The organism is Halomonas sp. DN3, assembly GCF_024137905.1.
Classification (GTDB): domain Bacteria; phylum Pseudomonadota; class Gammaproteobacteria; order Pseudomonadales; family Halomonadaceae; genus Halomonas; species Halomonas litopenaei.
On sequence record NZ_CP099965.1, the window covers coordinates 344,594 to 359,084 of the forward strand.

The 14,491-nt window shown below is 63.2% G+C and carries 16 protein-coding genes, 3 tRNA genes and 1 pseudogene; 14 read left to right on the plus strand and 6 right to left on the minus strand.

Annotation, left to right across the window (positions count from 1 at the left end; all coding sequences use genetic code 11):
* Nucleotides 1-101: 101 nt before the first annotated feature.
* The gene (selD, locus tag NKF27_RS01540; RefSeq protein WP_045994662.1) at nt 102-1,139 is read left to right on the plus strand and encodes a selenide, water dikinase SelD; all 1,038 of its coding nucleotides are present in this window, start codon (nt 102-104) and stop codon (nt 1,137-1,139) included.
* Nucleotides 1,136-2,242: a tRNA 2-selenouridine(34) synthase MnmH gene (gene mnmH, locus NKF27_RS01545; RefSeq protein ID WP_213230833.1), complete on the plus strand. Its 1,107-nt coding sequence runs from the start codon at nt 1,136-1,138 to the stop codon at nt 2,240-2,242. Before selD ends, mnmH begins: the two co-directional genes overlap by 4 nt.
* On the opposite strand, the gene NKF27_RS01550 is transcribed toward mnmH, so the two are convergent.
* On the minus strand, nt 2,239-2,928 hold the full coding sequence (locus NKF27_RS01550; RefSeq protein WP_045994701.1) for a type 1 glutamine amidotransferase: 690 nt from the start codon (nt 2,926-2,928) through the stop codon (nt 2,239-2,241). The genes mnmH and NKF27_RS01550 overlap by 4 nt on opposite strands.
* A gap of 71 nt (nt 2,929-2,999) precedes the next feature.
* Here NKF27_RS01550 and NKF27_RS01555 point away from each other — a divergent pair, with 71 nt between their 5' ends.
* Together NKF27_RS01555 and NKF27_RS01560 are read left to right on the plus strand one after the other, a co-directional pair.
* Nucleotides 3,000-3,293 carry an MGMT family protein gene (locus NKF27_RS01555; RefSeq protein WP_213230831.1) on the plus strand — a complete coding sequence of 98 codons (294 nt, stop codon included), beginning with the start codon at nt 3,000-3,002 and terminating at the stop codon, nt 3,291-3,293.
* 117 nt (nt 3,294-3,410) lie between these two features.
* Complete coding sequence (locus tag NKF27_RS01560; protein WP_045994665.1) at nt 3,411-3,995, plus strand: YjaG family protein; 585 nt, start codon at nt 3,411-3,413, stop codon at nt 3,993-3,995.
* Between the two features lie 108 nt (nt 3,996-4,103).
* Here the strand turns inward: NKF27_RS01560 and hisF are convergent, their stop codons facing one another.
* The 4 genes from hisF to hisB form a co-directional block, all read right to left on the minus strand.
* A complete protein-coding gene (gene hisF, locus NKF27_RS01565) occupies nt 4,104-4,877 on the minus strand; it encodes an imidazole glycerol phosphate synthase subunit HisF (protein WP_045994666.1) in 774 nt (257 codons plus the stop codon).
* A 9-nt stretch (nt 4,878-4,886) separates the two neighbouring features.
* Nucleotides 4,887-5,627 (minus strand): 1-(5-phosphoribosyl)-5-[(5-phosphoribosylamino)methylideneamino]imidazole-4-carboxamide isomerase, encoded by a 741-nt coding sequence (gene hisA / locus NKF27_RS01570; RefSeq protein ID WP_108131090.1) that lies wholly within the window; start codon nt 5,625-5,627, stop codon nt 4,887-4,889.
* Nucleotides 5,628-5,761: 134 nt separating this feature from the next.
* A complete protein-coding gene (gene hisH, locus NKF27_RS01575; protein ID WP_124805026.1) occupies nt 5,762-6,403 on the minus strand; it encodes an imidazole glycerol phosphate synthase subunit HisH in 642 nt (213 codons plus the stop codon).
* Between the two features lie 100 nt (nt 6,404-6,503).
* Complete coding sequence (hisB, locus tag NKF27_RS01580; RefSeq protein ID WP_045994669.1) at nt 6,504-7,097, minus strand: imidazoleglycerol-phosphate dehydratase HisB; 594 nt, start codon at nt 7,095-7,097, stop codon at nt 6,504-6,506.
* Nucleotides 7,098-7,270: 173 nt separating this feature from the next.
* On the opposite strand from hisB, the gene NKF27_RS01585 reads away from it, so the two are divergent.
* From NKF27_RS01585 to NKF27_RS01620, 8 genes are all read left to right on the plus strand, one after another.
* The gene (locus NKF27_RS01585) at nt 7,271-7,720 is read left to right on the plus strand and encodes an acetyl-CoA sensor PanZ family protein (protein ID WP_045994670.1); all 450 of its coding nucleotides are present in this window, start codon (nt 7,271-7,273) and stop codon (nt 7,718-7,720) included.
* The gene (locus NKF27_RS01590) at nt 7,717-10,077 is read left to right on the plus strand and encodes an AsmA family protein (RefSeq protein ID WP_253555062.1); all 2,361 of its coding nucleotides are present in this window, start codon (nt 7,717-7,719) and stop codon (nt 10,075-10,077) included. The genes NKF27_RS01585 and NKF27_RS01590 overlap by 4 nt, the downstream gene beginning before the upstream one ends.
* Before the next feature lie 154 nt (nt 10,078-10,231).
* Nucleotides 10,232-11,311 (plus strand): A/G-specific adenine glycosylase, encoded by a 1,080-nt coding sequence (mutY, locus tag NKF27_RS01595; protein WP_253555064.1) that lies wholly within the window; start codon nt 10,232-10,234, stop codon nt 11,309-11,311.
* Between the two features lie 166 nt (nt 11,312-11,477).
* Complete coding sequence (locus tag NKF27_RS01600) at nt 11,478-11,750, plus strand: oxidative damage protection protein (protein WP_045994673.1); 273 nt, start codon at nt 11,478-11,480, stop codon at nt 11,748-11,750.
* A 95-nt stretch (nt 11,751-11,845) separates the two neighbouring features.
* Nucleotides 11,846-11,921, plus strand: a tRNA-Phe gene (locus tag NKF27_RS01605).
* A gap of 7 nt (nt 11,922-11,928) precedes the next feature.
* Nucleotides 11,929-12,003: transfer RNA gene (locus tag NKF27_RS01610), tRNA-Gln, on the plus strand.
* Nucleotides 12,004-12,075: 72 nt separating this feature from the next.
* Nucleotides 12,076-12,151 (plus strand) — tRNA-Thr (locus tag NKF27_RS01615).
* Nucleotides 12,152-12,178: 27 nt separating this feature from the next.
* Nucleotides 12,179-12,703, plus strand: coding sequence for a site-specific integrase (locus tag NKF27_RS01620; RefSeq protein ID WP_253555065.1), 525 nt, complete (start codon nt 12,179-12,181; stop codon nt 12,701-12,703).
* A 108-nt stretch (nt 12,704-12,811) separates the two neighbouring features.
* Here NKF27_RS01620 and NKF27_RS01625 read toward each other — a convergent pair.
* A pseudogene (locus NKF27_RS01625) lies at nt 12,812-13,015 on the minus strand (IS3 family transposase); the annotation flags it as partial.
* A gap of 94 nt (nt 13,016-13,109) precedes the next feature.
* Here NKF27_RS01625 and NKF27_RS01630 point away from each other — a divergent pair.
* Together NKF27_RS01630 and NKF27_RS01635 are read left to right on the plus strand one after the other, a co-directional pair.
* Entirely contained in the window at nt 13,110-13,775 is a 666-nt protein-coding gene (locus tag NKF27_RS01630) for a hypothetical protein (RefSeq protein WP_253555066.1), read from the plus strand.
* Nucleotides 13,776-13,822: 47 nt separating this feature from the next.
* Nucleotides 13,823-14,422 carry a peptidoglycan-binding protein gene (locus tag NKF27_RS01635; RefSeq protein WP_253555067.1) on the plus strand — a complete coding sequence of 200 codons (600 nt, stop codon included), beginning with the start codon at nt 13,823-13,825 and terminating at the stop codon, nt 14,420-14,422.
* Nucleotides 14,423-14,491 lie beyond the last annotated feature (69 nt).

A 14,491-nucleotide genomic window follows, 5' to 3' on the forward strand; every position in this document is an offset into this window, starting at 1 on the left:
CCGGTTACCCGGGTTGTGATCAGGACGATGGTGACTGCGCCGTGCCGATTCCGCCGGTCCTGCTGGTGTAGAATGGGCCCATCATTGCCAAGGAGACTTCCATGAGCGCCATCCGCTTGACCCAATACAGTCACGGTGCCGGCTGTGGCTGCAAGATCGCCCCCGACGTGCTCGACAGCATCCTGGCCAAGGCAGGTCCGGGAGCGAGCCACTCGAAGATGATCGTCGGCAACCAGGGACGCGAGGACGCCGCCGTCTTCGACCTGGGCGACGGGCGCGGCATGATCAGCACCACCGACTTCTTCATGCCGATCGTCGATGACCCCTTCGACTTCGGCCGCATCGCCGCCACCAACGCCATCAGCGACGTCTACGCCATGGGCGGTGACCCGGTGATGGCGTTGGGCATTCTGGGCTGGCCGCTGGACAAGCTGGGCGCGGACATCGCCGGTGACGTGGTGGCCGGGGCTCAGGCGGTATGTCGTGAGCTGGGTCTGGCGCTGGCGGGCGGCCACTCCATCGATGCCCCGGAGCCGATCTTCGGTCTTGCGGTCAACGGTCTGGTGGAACTCAAGCACCTGAAGCTCAACAAGGGCGCCAAGCCCGGCGATCTGCTGTTTCTGACCAAGCCGCTGGGGGTGGGCATGCTGACCACGGCGGAGAAGCAGGGGCTTCTGGAAAGCGGTCACCATGGCCTGGCGCGGGAAACCATGCTGATCAGCAACCGTATCGGTGCCGCCCTTGCGCGCATCGAAGGGGTGCGTGCGATGACCGACGTCACCGGCTTTGGCCTGGCTGGCCACCTGTCCGAGGTGTGCGCGGCCAGTGGCGTGGCGGCTCGCATCGACTTTCGCCGCCTGCCGCGCCTGGCCGAGGCCGAGGCTTACCGGCGCCAGGGCGCGGTACCTGGCGGCACCCGTCGTAACCGTGACGCCCTGGGGGCCAGCCTGCCGCAGATGGATGAGGCCCACTGGCAGTGGCTGTGTGATCCGCAGACCTCGGGCGGTCTGTTGATCTCGGTACACCCGTCCTGGGAGGACGATGTCGAGCGGGTCGGCCGCGAGTTCGGTATCGAGCTTGCACCCTTCGGCGAGGTCGTCGAGGCCAGCGGTGAGGCGCTGATCGAGGTGCGCGGATGAAGTTGCCGCTGGTCCCGGCGGATCCTGCCCTGCTGGTCGAGGGGCGCACCTTGATCGACGTGCGGGCGCCGGTGGAGTTCGCCCAGGGCAGCCTGCCCGGGGCGGTCAACCTGCCGCTGATGAACAACGAGGAACGCCATCAGGTCGGGATCGCCTACAAGGAGTCCGGCCAGCAGGCCGCCATCGCCCTGGGCGAGCGGCTAGTGTCCGGCGAGATCAAGGCCGCGCGCATCGAAGCCTGGAAGCGCCAGCTCGAGGCGGCCCCGGACGCCATCATCTACTGTTTTCGGGGTGGCCTGCGCTCGCAGATCGCCCAGCGCTGGCTGCTTGAGGCCGGCGTCGAACGACCGCGCATCGAGGGTGGCTGGAAGGCCATGCGCCAGGCGTTGTGCGCACGCATCGATGACGCCGCCGCCCAGCCCATGCTGGTGGTGGGTGGCCTGACCGGCTGCGCCAAGACGTCCATCGTGCAGGCCCTGGACAACGGTCTGGATCTGGAGGGCTGCGCCCGTCACAAGGGCTCGGCCTTCGGCCGCCATCCACTGATCGCCCCCAGCCAGATCGACTTCGAGCACGCCATGGGCCTGCGACTGCTGTCATTGCACGGGCCGCTGGTGCTGGAAGACGAGTCGCGCCACATCGGCGCGGCCAATATACCGCTCGAGTTCTGGCGGGGAATGGAGCCGGCGCCGAGGATCCGCGTCGAGATGCCGCTGGACTGGCGCCTCAACCAGATCCACAAGGACTACATCGACGACCTGTGGACGATCTATCGCAATCAGTTCGGCGAGCGCCTCGGTTGGTCACTGATGCGCAAGCAGTTATCGACGGCGCTGGGGCGACTGAAGAAGCGCCTGGGGAGCGCGCGACTGGCCCGCCTGCAGCGGCTGCAGACGCTGGCCTTCCGCGAGCACGAGGCCGGAAACCGCCAGGCCCACGAGGCCTGGCTGGCGCCATTGCTTACCGAGTACTATGACCCCATGTACCGCTACCAGCTGGAGAAGCACACCGAGCGTCGCTTCCTGCATGTCGGTGACTGGGACAGCTGCCTCGAGTTTGCCAGGGCTTGGAGCCAGCAGCAGCGGGACGGGGTGGCGAATTAGACGTCCGGTGCCGTGCGCAGCCACTGGCTCAGCAGGCGATCCAGCAGCGGCGCCAGGGTATCCAGGCGCCGGGCCTCGGAAAGAATCGTTTCTGGCGACTGGGTCCTGGGGCTTGCGTCGGCGCCTTGCGGCAACGGCATCGTCTCGAGAAAGGCCGTCAGGCTCTCCTGGTGATGATGCAGGTGGCAGGCCAGGCCAACCACCCGGCCGGCGTCCCAGGCGAAGCCGAGCACCGGGCTTGTCGGCGTGCCGCCCAGCGGCAGGGCGTCATCGGGTAGTCCGAACACCTGGCGATGCCACAGCAGGGCGGGGAAGTCGTCGGGCAGGTCGAAGGGGCTGTCGTCGGCCAGGCTGACGGTCTGCCAGCCGGCTTCGGCCTGGGTGCCACGGCCCACTGGAGCGTCCAGCGCTTCGGCGATGCGCCGGGCGCCGGCGCCGAGCCCGAGCAGCGGCTTGTGGCCGTCGAGCATCTGGTCGATCAGCTTGCGTTCGGCCTTGAGCCAGGGTGCCTGGTCGCGGTCCTCGAGATCGTCGAGGATGATCAGGGCGTCGCAGTCCCCGGGGCGCGGCACCAGCTCACCGTCGTAGAGGTGGAAGACGGTGAAGCTGTGGCCCATGCTGGCAAGCCAGTCGCCGATGCGTGCGGGGCCCAGGTCAGGATGGTGCTTGAGCAGATGAAGGTGCATGGGGGCCTCGCTCAGACTGAGGGTGGGCGGCGCCATCCCTCGATGAAAATGCAACCAGAACGAAAGGTTACATGAATCCGGACGTCCGAGAACAGATTCTTACCATCATCAGCGAGATTCCTTCGGGGCGGGTGACCAGCTACGGGCGCATCGCCGCCATGACCGATGGGGCCAGCGCACGCATGGTCGCGCGGGCGCTGCGCGATCTGCCGTCGGGGCATGAGCTTCCCTGGTTCAGGGTGGTGACGGCCTCGCGCAAGCTCGCCGACCATAGCGGAGCCGACGAGCAGCGCAAGCGTCTGATCGACGAAGGTGTGGCCTTCGATGAGCGTGGACGGATCGCCCAGGAGCGCTTCTGGCCTTGAGTCGCCCAGTCCGCTTTCGGCCATCGCCGTTTTCTCGACATTCGATACGCGACCCTCGCCCCTTGAACCTTGAATAAAGGGACCGGCAGCCCGTTTATTGCCAGCACAGGAGCCATCATGGCAAAGCCAGGATTTCACCAGCGCCTGCAGGCGCTGACTCTACGTCAGCAACAGGCCTTCATGGCCGCGTTGACCGAGCGCATGCTGCCCAACTATGCGCTCTACGCCGATACCAGCGGGCACGGGGATCTGGCGGGCATGAGGGCGATCCTCGACCTGGTGTGGGAGCAGTTGACGGTCAAGGACGCCAAGATCGACTTCGATCTCCAGGCCGAAAAGCTCGGCGAGCTGGAGCCACCCCAGCAGGACGACAGCTTCGGTGCCCGTCGTGCCCTCGATGCGGTGGTCGCGTTGTCGGCGATCCTCGACACCTTGAGGGGCGATGCGCCGGACGCGGTGCTTGAGGTCAGCAAGGTCTCGAAGGCGGCGGTGCGCTCCTTTATCGAGCTGACCGAGGGGGAGGATGACGCCGAAAAGCTCGCCCAACTGGTCAAGCAGCACCCGCTGATGGAAGACGAGAACGACTTTCAGGATGCGGCGCTGGAGGCGGCCGAGGAAGAGCCGAGCAAGAAGCACGTCAAGGCGTTGAGAAAGCTTGGACGCAACGGTGGTGTCAGCAATCTGGGGCTGACCCTGGACTGAGGTCGGTTTCAGTCCGTACAAACGACAACCCCCGCCGGGCTACCCGGGCGGGGGTGGTTGGTTGCTGGCTCTGCAAGCCCTGGCTGAAGAGCCAGCCAAAGGCGTCGGTCAGAGGCGCATGGTGATGCCCTTGTCGGCCATATAGCGCTTGGCCTCGGGGATGGTGTACTCGGCGAAGTGGAAGATGCTGGCCGCCAGCACCGCATCGGCGTGGCCTTCGGTCACGCCCTCGACCAGATGGTCGAGGTTGCCGACACCGCCGGAGGCGATGACCGGCACCGCCACCGCATCGCTGATGGCGCGGGTGACGCCCAGGTCGAAGCCGGCCTTGGTGCCGTCGCGGTCCATGCTGGTCAACAGCAGTTCGCCGGCGCCGTACTCGACCATCTTCTTGGCCCATTCCACCGCGTCGAGCCCGGTGGGGCGACGGCCGCCGTGGGTGAATATCTCCCAGCGAGGGGCTTCGCCTTCCTCGCTGACGCGCTTGGCGTCGATCGCCACCACGATGCACTGGCTACCGAAGCGCTCGGCGGCTTCACGCACGAACTCAGGGTTGGTTACCGCTGCGGTATTGATCGAGACCTTGTCGGCGCCGGCGTTGAGCATGGTGCGGATATCGTCACAGGTGCGGATGCCGCCACCTACCGTCAGCGGGATGAACACTTCGCCGGCGATGCGCTCGACCATCTCCACCGTGGTGTCGCGGTCCTCGTGGCTGGCGGTGATGTCGAGAAAGGTGATCTCGTCGGCGCCCTGCTGGTTGTAGCGCTGCGCCACCTCCACCGGGTCGCCGGCGTCACGGATGCCGACGAAGTTGACACCCTTGACCACTCGGCCGGCGTCGACGTCGAGACACGGGATGATGCGTTTGGAAAGAGCCATGGAGCCTCCTCAGCCTTGGGTCAGTTCGTCGCACAGGCGCTGCCCTTCGGCGACGTCCAGGCTGCCTTCGTAGATGGCGCGTCCGGTGATGGCGCCGAGAATGCCCGGCTCGCCAGCCGCCACCAGGGCGCGCAGGTCATCGAGGTTGGTCACGCCGCCGGAGGCGATGACCGGAATGCCACCGTCCCGGGCCAGGGCTGCCGTGGCCTCGACGTTGACGCCGTTCATCATGCCGTCGCGAGCGATATCGGTGTAGACGATGCTGGAGACGCCGTCGTCGGCAAAGCGCTTGGCCAGATCCACCGCCATCACCTCGGACACCTCGGCCCAGCCGTCGGTGGCCACACGGCCATCGTGGGCGTCGAGGCCGACGATGATATGGCCGGGGAAGGCGCGACACATTTCGGTCACGAAGTCAGGCTCCTTGACCGCCTTGGTGCCGATGATCACCTGGGAGACGCCGGCCTTGAGGTAGTGCTCGATGGTCTCGGCACTGCGAATGCCGCCACCGATCTGGATCGGCAGGTCGGGGTACTGGCGGGCAATGGCGGTCACCGCCTCGCCGTTGACCGGACGCCCCTCGAAGGCGCCGTTGAGGTCGACCAGATGCAGGCGCCGTGCGCCGGCCTCGACCCAGCGAGCGGCCATGGCGACGGGGTCGTCGCCATAGGTGGTGGCCTCGTCCATGCGGCCTTGCTTGAGACGAACGCACTGTCCGTCCTTGAGATCGATGGCGGGAATTACCAGCATGTTGTGTCCTCGGGGTGCCTTTTCAGGGGCGTGCCAGTGTGATCGATGCAGGCAGGGCGTGGGCCGTGCCGGTGCAGATGTCGGGCGGCGGCCAGGGCAAGCGAGCGCCTGCCCGTCCGGCGCTCAGGTCTGGGTCAGGGGTTCCACTGGACAAAGTTCTCGAGCAGCCTGAGGCCGGCACGAGCGCTCTTTTCCGGGTGGAACTGCACCGCAAAGGTGGCGTCACGACCCACCGCCACATGGGCGCTGACGCTGCCGTAGTCGGTGGTGCCGAAGACCTCGGCGTCATGCTCGGCGGCCACATAGTAGCTATGCACAAAGTAGAAGTGCGAGCCGGGCTCGATACCCTCCCACAGCGGGTGGGCGTTGGGCTGCGCCACCAGATTCCAGCCCATGTGCGGGACCTTCAGGCGAGCGCCGTCACTGTCCTTCATGTCCAGCGGAAACCGCTTCACCTGACCGGCGAGGTGGCCCAGGCAGTCGATGCCGCCGTTCTCGTCGCTGTGGTCCATCAGCATCTGCTGACCCACACAGATGCCCAGCAGCGGCTTGGACTGGCTGGCCAGAAGCTCGCGAACCAGGCCGCTGAGCTCGGTACGCTCCAGTTCGCCCATGCAGTCGCGGATGGCGCCCTGTCCCGGTAGCACGACACGGGTCGCGCCCTGGATCGAACGAGCGTCGCGGGTCACCAGCACGTTCTCGTGGGTGACGTGTTCCAGTGCCTTGGCGACGGAATGGAGGTTGCCCATTCCGTAGTCGATGACGGCAATGGTCATGAAGCGCTCCTTGGTGGTTGGCCCGGAGGGGCGCCGCTGCCGGCGACCGCCTCGCTTGGTGTCTTGTCGTCTTGTTGCTGTTGGACCGCAGCCGGCGGCGTTAGAGGCTACCCTTGGTGGAGGGCAGCTTGCCGGCCATGCGGGGGTCCTCGGCGGCGGCCATGCGCAGGGCGCGGCCGAAGGCCTTGAAGATGGTTTCCGCCTGATGGTGGGCATTGAAGCCCTTCAGGTTGTCGATATGCAGCGTGACCTGGGCGTGATTGACGAAGCCCTGAAAGAACTCCCAGAAAAGCTGGGTGTCGAAACGCCCGATGGTGGCGCGGGTGAACTCGACGTTCATGGACAGGCCGGCACGGCCGGAGAAGTCGATGACCACCCGGGACAGTGCCTCGTCCAGCGGCACATAGGCGTGGCCGTAGCGATAGATGCCGCGCTTGTCGCCGATGGCCTGGTTGAACGCCTGTCCCAGGGTGATGCCGAGGTCCTCGACGGTGTGGTGGTCGTCGATGTGCAAATCGCCGTTGACGCTGATGTCCAGGTCGACCATGCCGTGGCGGGCCACCTGGTCGAGCATATGGTCGAGGAAGGGAACCCCGCTTTCACCCTTGAGGTTGCCCTCGCCGTCGAGGTTGAGGGTGACGCTGATCTGGGTTTCCTTGGTGTCACGGCTGACCGTGGCAATACGCTCGGACATGTCGTCTCCTGCGCTCACGCGCATGTCGGAATTGGGGGCCTTGTTTCTAAGGTGGGCCGGTCGCGGTGCGAGGCGCACAAGACAGCCATTATAGTGAATCGGCACCCCCATCCGCTACAATGCAGCCATTCCAGTGGCGGCCGTCGCCGCCCTCCGGCCAAGGGAGACAGCGTATGCCGGTGACCCTCTTTCGCGTCGACCAGGATGTCTGGGACGCCGATGAACAGGTGCGGATCGATTTGACCCGCATTTATGCCGATGCGCCGGAGGAGCGCATCAAGCTCCCGCCGGGAGCCTACGTGACCCGCCAGCTTGAACATGGCTTCTTCTGGGCGGCGCGCTTCAACGATCGCCTGCTCGGCGCTGTCGCCGTCAGTCCTGGTGACGGGCGCTGGCGCATGTTCGACCTCTGTGTTCGCAAGACCACTCGCCGGCGCGGCGTGGGCTCGCGCCTGCTGGCGCTGATCAGCGCTGCCGCCAACCGTGACGGCGTGGCGCTGAGCGTGGCCGGTTCGCAGCTGACCCTGGCCGACCAGATGCTGCTAAAGCGTCTGGGCTATCAGCTGACGCGAAGCGGCGATGATTTCCAACTCGATCTGCCCACCGGAGAAAGCGGCAAATGAAACGACTCGTAAGAACCCTGCTGGCGGTCGTCGGCGTCCTCGCCCTGGTCACGGTGGGCGCGGTGGTCTACGTCACCACCTTCTTCAACCCCGAGGACATGAAGCCGAGGCTGGTGTCCGTGGTGAAGGAGCACACCGGGCTCGAACTGTCGCTGGAAGGCCCATTGGAGTGGTCCTTTTATCCGCGCATTGGTGTCAGCGTGGCCGAGGCCGAAGCGCGCCTGCCGGATCAGGCGGATGACGCCCAGGCCTTTGCTGCCTTCTCCGAGGCCTCGGTCAGCCTGGCGTTCACACCGCTGTTGCGCGGCGAAATCGCCATCGACGGCCTGACCCTGGATGGGCTGTCGCTGAATCTCGAGCGCGACAGTGATGGCACCGGCAATTGGGAGGCGCTGCTCGAACGCCTCGAAAACAGGGCCGATGACGCCGAAAAGGCGCTGGCGCCGGCTAGCGCAGGCCCCAACCCGGATGATGAAGGCGGTCTGTCGGTGGCCCTGAACATCGCCAGCGTCGAGGTGACCAAGGGCCATCTGAGCCTGGTCGATCATCAGGCCGGCCGCGAGTGGCAGGCCGAGAAGCTCACCATCAACGGCAGCAACGTCAATCCGGATACCGCCTTTCCGCTCAGCTCCACCTTCCAGCTGAAGGTGTTCGACCAGCTCGATGGCGGCGGTGAGGGCGAAACAACGGAAGAGCGCACCCCTGGCCTGCAAAGCGATGTCACCCTGGAGAGCGACGTCAATCTGGGTCTCGCCGACAGCCGCCACGTGCTCAGCGACGTGACGCTGGAGACCAGTACTCTGCTGGCCGGTGCCTCGGAACCCCAGGAGGCGACCCTGACCAGCGACGAGGTGGTGCTGAACCTTGGCGAGCAGCGTCTGCACATGGCACCGAGTCAACTGGACGCCAGCCTGCTGGCACCCCAGTTAGGCGAGAAGCGTGTGGCCATGACGCTTTCGTTCCAGCTGGAGTCGGACTTCGGCGCCGGTACCGCTCAGCTGCGCGATATCGCCTTGAGCGGCCCCGATGGTCTGTCGATCAAGGGGAATCTCAACCTGAAGGAGCTGAATTCGGCGCCACGCTATGACGGGCAGGTGCGTCTGGCACCGTTGTCGCTGCGTGCCTGGCTCGCGCGCATGGACGCCATGCCCAGCATGTCCAGCGACGAGGCGCTGTCGGAAGTGGCACTGACCAGTCCGGTGGAAGGCACCCTCGAGCAGCTCTCGCTCAATGGCCTGACGCTGGTGCTCGATGACAACACCTTCTCCGGTTCCCTCGGTGCACGCTTCGATGGCACCCGGGTCGATCTCGATCTGGAAGGCGACCGCCTCGACGCCGACAGCTATCTGCCGCCGCCCGAGCAGGACACCGCCGCCAACGGCATTCCCGGCATCGCGTCGGCGCTGGCCCAGGACCAGGACGGCGCACCGGCGATCCTGCCGAAAAGCTTTCTGGCCGGGCTGGACGAGAGCGTATCGCTGGCGCTGGGTCAGCTGATCCTGGGCGGCCAGCGCTACCAGGATGTGTCCTTGAACATGCAGGGCGAGGGTGGCAGGCATCGTCTGACCGGCTTCGAAGCGGGCTTCCATGAAGGTCGGCTAAAGGCCACCGGGGTGCTCGACGCCAGCGGTGATGACCTCGCCTGGCAGCTGGCGCCGGAGGTCGAGGGCGTGCGTCTGGAGTCGTTGCTGACATCGCTTGGGCAGGAGCCCGCCCCGCTCAGCGGCTCGCTGCATGCCAGTGGTGAACTGACCACCCGCGGCAACGCTCGCCATGAGTTGACCCGTCACCTCAACGGCACCCTGGACACGCGGATCAACGAGGGCAGCATCCCCCGTGCCAATATTTCGCGTCAGCTGTGTACAGCGGTGGCGCGCCTCGAAGGCGAGCAGACCACCCGCGAGTGGAGCGAGAACACCCGCTTCGAGAATATCAGCGCGCGCTTCACCATCCGTGACGGCGTCGCCCAGAACGACGACCTGCTGATCACCCTGCCGGGTATCGAGGTCAGTGGTGGTGGCCAGCTCGATCTGGGCAGCCAGCGTTTCGATGCCGAAGGGGCGGCGCGCTTTGTCGACACCGCCGATGCCGCCTGCAGCGTCAATCGGCGTCTCGAAAAGGTGCCCTTCCCGGTGCGCTGCGAAGGCAGCCTGGAGGGTGACAGCAGCCAGTGGTGCGGCTTTGACGCCGACGCCTTCAAGGCCAATCTGGGCGAGCTGGTCGCCGAAGAGGCCCGCTCCCGCGTCAACGAGGAAGTCGAGGAGCGGCTGGGCAAGGAGCTCGAGCGTCTCGACGAACGCATCGGAGAAGAGGCTGGCAAGGAACTTCGTGACGCCGTCCGTGGTCTATTTAATTGAGCATCAAGCAAGCCAGTCACTGCGCCGACCTCCGTGTCGGCGCTTTTTTTCGTGTCTGACTTTTGAGCGATGATAACTAATTGGTTTTATGAAATATTTATCAGAAGTCTCTGGCCCTGACAGTCGGGTGAAAGGCGATAAGGATAGCGGTCGAGTGTCGCCGCTGCTCAGTACAGAGGTGTTTTCCCGGCGCCTGCTCGACTGGTTCGATGTGCACGGTCGCCACGATCTTCCCTGGCAGCATGATCGTACTGCCTATCGGGTGTGGGTCTCGGAAATCATGCTGCAGCAGACCCAGGTTGCTACCGTCATTCCCTATTTTGAGCGGTTCATGCAGCGCTTTCCTGATGTGAAGGCCCTCGCCGATGCCAGCCAGGATGAGGTCCTTCATCTGTGGACCGGGTTGGGCTACTACGCCAGAGGCCGGAATCTGCACAAGGCGGCCCGAGTCGTGGTGGAACAGCATGCAGGCGAGTTTCCCACCGACAGCCTCGATGCCATGGCCGCGCTGCCAGGTATTGGCCGCTCGACCGCCGGGGCGATCATTGCCCAGAGCACCGGCAGGCGAGCCGTCATTCTGGATGGCAACGTCAAGCGCGTACTGACGCGCCTGCACGCGCTGGAAGGCTGGCCCGGTCGGCCAGCGGTGGAACGCGAGCTCTGGCACCTGGCCGAGCACTACACGCCGGAACAGCGAGTGGTGGATTTCACCCAGGGCATGATGGACCTTGGGGCGACACTGTGCCGCCGTGGCCAGCCGGACTGCGAGCGCTGCCCGTTCGCCGATGTCTGTGTGGCCCGCGCCCGAGGGGAACAAAAGCGCTTCCCGGAGTCCAAGCCGAAGAAAGCGATCCCCTTGCGTCATACCCGCATGCTGGTGCTGAGCGACGAGGCCGGGCGCATCCTGCTGGAGCAGCGGCCTTCCCAGGGGCTGTGGGGCGGGCTGTGGGGGCTTCCCCAGTTCGACAGCGACGCCGAGATCGATGCCTGGCTCGATACCCACGCGCCAGGAGCCGAGCGAGACGAGCCTTGGTCGAGCTTCGTCCATGTGTTCAGTCACTTTCGCCTGGAAATCACGCCGGTGCCGGCACGTGGCGGGCGAGTCGATGGCGTCGCCGAGGGACGGCTGTGGTACGACCCCCAGGCGCCGGAGTCGGTGGGACTTGCCGCACCGGTAAAGAAGCTGCTCGCCTCACTTGCTCCCTTTGCCTTGAGCCAGCCACCGTCGCGTTGACGTCGGTGCTGCCCCCCCCGAGCTGACCTTGGCGCACAGGGAGCCCGGGACGAGCGCCACGGCTCTGCAGCAACAGAACGCTTAAGTCTGGGCGGGGCACACTGCTATCCTCGTGCCAGCAGGCCACACCGTAGCCAGCAGGCCGTACCATAGAAAGGAGACCGCCATGAGTCAGACCGTGTTTTGCCGCAAGTACCAGAAGGAGCTCGACGCCTTGCCCTTCCCCCCGCTGCCGGGCAAGAAGGGGCAGGAAATCCAGGCGAGCGTGTCACGCCAGGCCTGGGAAGAATGGCAGGCGCTGCAGACCCGTCTGATCAACGAGAAGCATCTGAACATGATGGACCCGGCTAACCGCGAGTACCTGATGGAGCAGATGGAGCGCTTCTTCGACAATGAAGAGACCGACCGCGCCGAGGGCTATGTTCCGCGTGACGCCTAGCCTTGCGACGCCTTGAAAAGCGCTCGCCATCATTTTGAAAGAAAAGGGGTTGACGGAAAACGGAGGAATTGGTTTAATACGTCGCGTTGGCAAGGGGCCAGATAGCTCAGTTGGTAGAGCAGGGGATTGAAAATCCCCGTGTCGGCGGTTCGATTCCGTCTCTGGCCACCAACTCTGCTGGGGTATCGCCAAGTGGTAAGGCACCGGTTTTTGGTATCGGCATGCGCAGGTTCGAATCCTGCTACCCCAGCCACGCCAACCCCGTTTCGGGTGAGACGCCCAAGGCGTAACACCAGAGCAGCAAGCGACCTTCCGGTCGGCCCGAGCCGGCATAGCTCAGTTGGTAGAGCAACTGACTTGTAATCAGTAGGTCCCGGGTTCGACTCCTGGTGCCGGCACCATCTAAAAGATGGTTATGGATCAACGACTTGCTGCAACATCAAAACCGCCCATCGAGGCGGTTTTTTTGTGCGTGCGTAGATTTTTTTCTGCTAGTGGTTTACTTTCCTGAATTCAAGCAACAAGCGCAGCACCTGCGGTATTCAGGGCTCACAGCTACCTGGCAGGGTGCAAAGAATAACCGCGAGCACTTTGTCCCGATATCCAATGCTCTTTACCCGCACCTAGAGAACCTGATGAACTCTGCCAGGATGGTGGGGATCAAGCGTGGTGAGCAGATTTTCAACGTCAACCGATTCAGAATGCGGCACCGAATGGAGATGATGGACTCCTGGCAGGTTGAGAGCTGCTATCAGAAGCTTTCCCAGATTTGCGGCTATCAGATGAGCCCGCACCGATTCCGTCATACGTTGGGCACTGAGCTGATGAAGGAGCCAGACCGCAACGTGCACATCGTCAAGGCGCTGCTCGGCCACAGTAACATCAGCACGACGCTTGAGTACGTCGAGGTCGACATCGGCAGCCTGCGCAGGGCCATCGAGGGGCGTGTTTAAAGGTCGCGCGCTTTTACTTGTCATCTGCCGCTGGCCCAAGGGCAGAAGCCGATAATGGTTGGCCACCACTCCGGTAGACGTCAAGAAACCTCTCGCGTCTGAGTTCATTCAGGCCGCCTGCTTTTCCGGCTCAGCCGTGCTGATTTGAAGCTCCCGCTCCGGGTTGAGCGAGACGGTGCCGGTGGGCGTCCAGTTGTGGGGCTTGCCACTCCAGCGGGCGGGGTTGGCTTCACGCGCCGCCTGATTGATGACGTGGCGCTTGGCGAGTACGTCATGGTCATCTCCGGCATGACGCTGTGCCGGGATCATTCTAGCAGTAGAAATTGTTTGACATGTTTTTAGAGCGTGGCGAAGAGTGGGATATTCGCTTATGCTCAATGAATGCCAACTTTGTCAGGGGGCAGGGATGGGGCTGAAGCAATACCTGAGCATAACCGAGATGCCTGTGCTATTTGGAGCGCTTCTAACATTCTCCATCTGGGTAGGTGGGCAAATCGTCGAACGGGTGACGTCGACACCATTCATCGAGTATTCCTTTTCCTGGCAAGAAAATGATGATTACGGTAACTGGAAACAACAGTATGTGACGCAAATCCATGATTGCATGAGAGATCCGATCGACGAGCCGCCGCCACATATTCTCAATATTGTTCTGCGAAATTTATCTGCCGATCAGCTTCTGGACGATATTACCATTGCATTCAGGACGCCAGTTGGTTCCGGCAGTAGAGTGCTCGGTACTCAGTTGATCTCCCGAGCCCCTGCATTGAAGAAGGATGGTGCCGAGGTGTGTGAGAGCCACTATGCTGCGGTTAGCTCCGTTACTTTTCATCCTCGCTGGGAGTATGTTTTTTCCGTGGCTTTTACCGAGAAGGAGTTGCCCATAGTCTTTCTCGATAGTTCGAGTTCGGCGGTGGTGCTGGAAGAAAGTAGCATCAAGACTCGGATAGTCAGAAATGAGGTGACGCTTTTGTTTGTCGGGCTTGTGGCCAGCCTCTTGCTAGCGTTCCTTTTTATATGGGTGCACTGGCCTTCGACTAAGAAGGCAGAAAGAGGTGGTGGGGGTGAATAATGAAGTGGTGCATATTGTTGTCGACTATGCTCTTGTGCTTGAGCGTCATGGCCGAACAGACGGTATTGGTTCAGGATGATCATCTTCAGGGAGTTGTATCTGTTGTTTATTCTGGCTCAGAAGAAAATCCCAAGGGTGAGACGGACCATCGAGGGATGCTCCAACTGGAAAAGATTTGTGAGCCTCAGGTGGTTTTCATCGCTCGCCCTTCCAGCCCCTTCTATGAAACCGGGAAAGCCCGTTGTCTCCAAGAGATGGAAGTATTGACCATCAGGGTGACGGCAAAGCCCTTCTACAGCAATCTACTGATTAATCGTGATAACTTTTTAGAAAGTGGCGACTATGCAGCGGCCGCTTTGGCTTCAAATGAAATAGCGGCGCGAACGACTGATGCAGAAAGTTCCCATGAAGAGCGCATCAAGGCCATTGAAAGTTTTGCAAGATACTTGGAGCTTACAGAAGCGGCCTCAGCAGTGTCTTTCGACGAGCGGCAAGGCGCGCGGGTTGCCAGCGACGATTTTGTCGAGGCGTTGCGCCATTATCAAGAGCGAGAGGGGTTGCCGGCGTCTGGACAGTTGGACTATCAGACGCTCAGGCAAGCAGCTGAGTTGGATACGGGCACGATACTGTTCGAAGTGCTGGAATGAATGATGGGCTAATGGGAAAGAACGGTCCGCATTCCCTAATATACTTGGCTGTTCAGAAGAATGGACATC

Excerpts from the sequence above, each read along its gene's own strand:
- hisF (WP_045994666.1), bottom strand. The coding sequence starts at position 4,877 with ATGGCTCTTTCCAAACGCATCATCCCGTGTCTCGACGTCGACGCCGGC.
- NKF27_RS01635 (WP_253555067.1), top strand. The coding sequence starts at position 13,823 with ATGGCCGAACAGACGGTATTGGTTCAGGATGATCATCTTCAGGGAGTT.
- hisA (WP_108131090.1), bottom strand. The coding sequence starts at position 5,627 with ATGCTGGTAATTCCCGCCATCGATCTCAAGGACGGACAGTGCGTTCGT.
- selD (WP_045994662.1), top strand. The coding sequence starts at position 102 with ATGAGCGCCATCCGCTTGACCCAATACAGTCACGGTGCCGGCTGTGGC.
- NKF27_RS01600 (WP_045994673.1), top strand. The coding sequence starts at position 11,478 with ATGAGTCAGACCGTGTTTTGCCGCAAGTACCAGAAGGAGCTCGACGCC.
- hisB (WP_045994669.1), bottom strand. The coding sequence starts at position 7,097 with ATGTCCGAGCGTATTGCCACGGTCAGCCGTGACACCAAGGAAACCCAG.
- NKF27_RS01630 (WP_253555066.1), top strand. The coding sequence starts at position 13,110 with ATGGGGCTGAAGCAATACCTGAGCATAACCGAGATGCCTGTGCTATTT.
- NKF27_RS01590 (WP_253555062.1), top strand. The coding sequence starts at position 7,717 with ATGAAACGACTCGTAAGAACCCTGCTGGCGGTCGTCGGCGTCCTCGCC.
- NKF27_RS01560 (WP_045994665.1), top strand. The coding sequence starts at position 3,411 with ATGGCAAAGCCAGGATTTCACCAGCGCCTGCAGGCGCTGACTCTACGT.
- NKF27_RS01585 (WP_045994670.1), top strand. The coding sequence starts at position 7,271 with ATGCCGGTGACCCTCTTTCGCGTCGACCAGGATGTCTGGGACGCCGAT.
- NKF27_RS01550 (WP_045994701.1), bottom strand. The coding sequence starts at position 2,928 with ATGCACCTTCATCTGCTCAAGCACCATCCTGACCTGGGCCCCGCACGC.
- hisH (WP_124805026.1), bottom strand. The coding sequence starts at position 6,403 with ATGACCATTGCCGTCATCGACTACGGAATGGGCAACCTCCATTCCGTC.
- mnmH (WP_213230833.1), top strand. The coding sequence starts at position 1,136 with ATGAAGTTGCCGCTGGTCCCGGCGGATCCTGCCCTGCTGGTCGAGGGG.
- NKF27_RS01555 (WP_213230831.1), top strand. The coding sequence starts at position 3,000 with ATGAATCCGGACGTCCGAGAACAGATTCTTACCATCATCAGCGAGATT.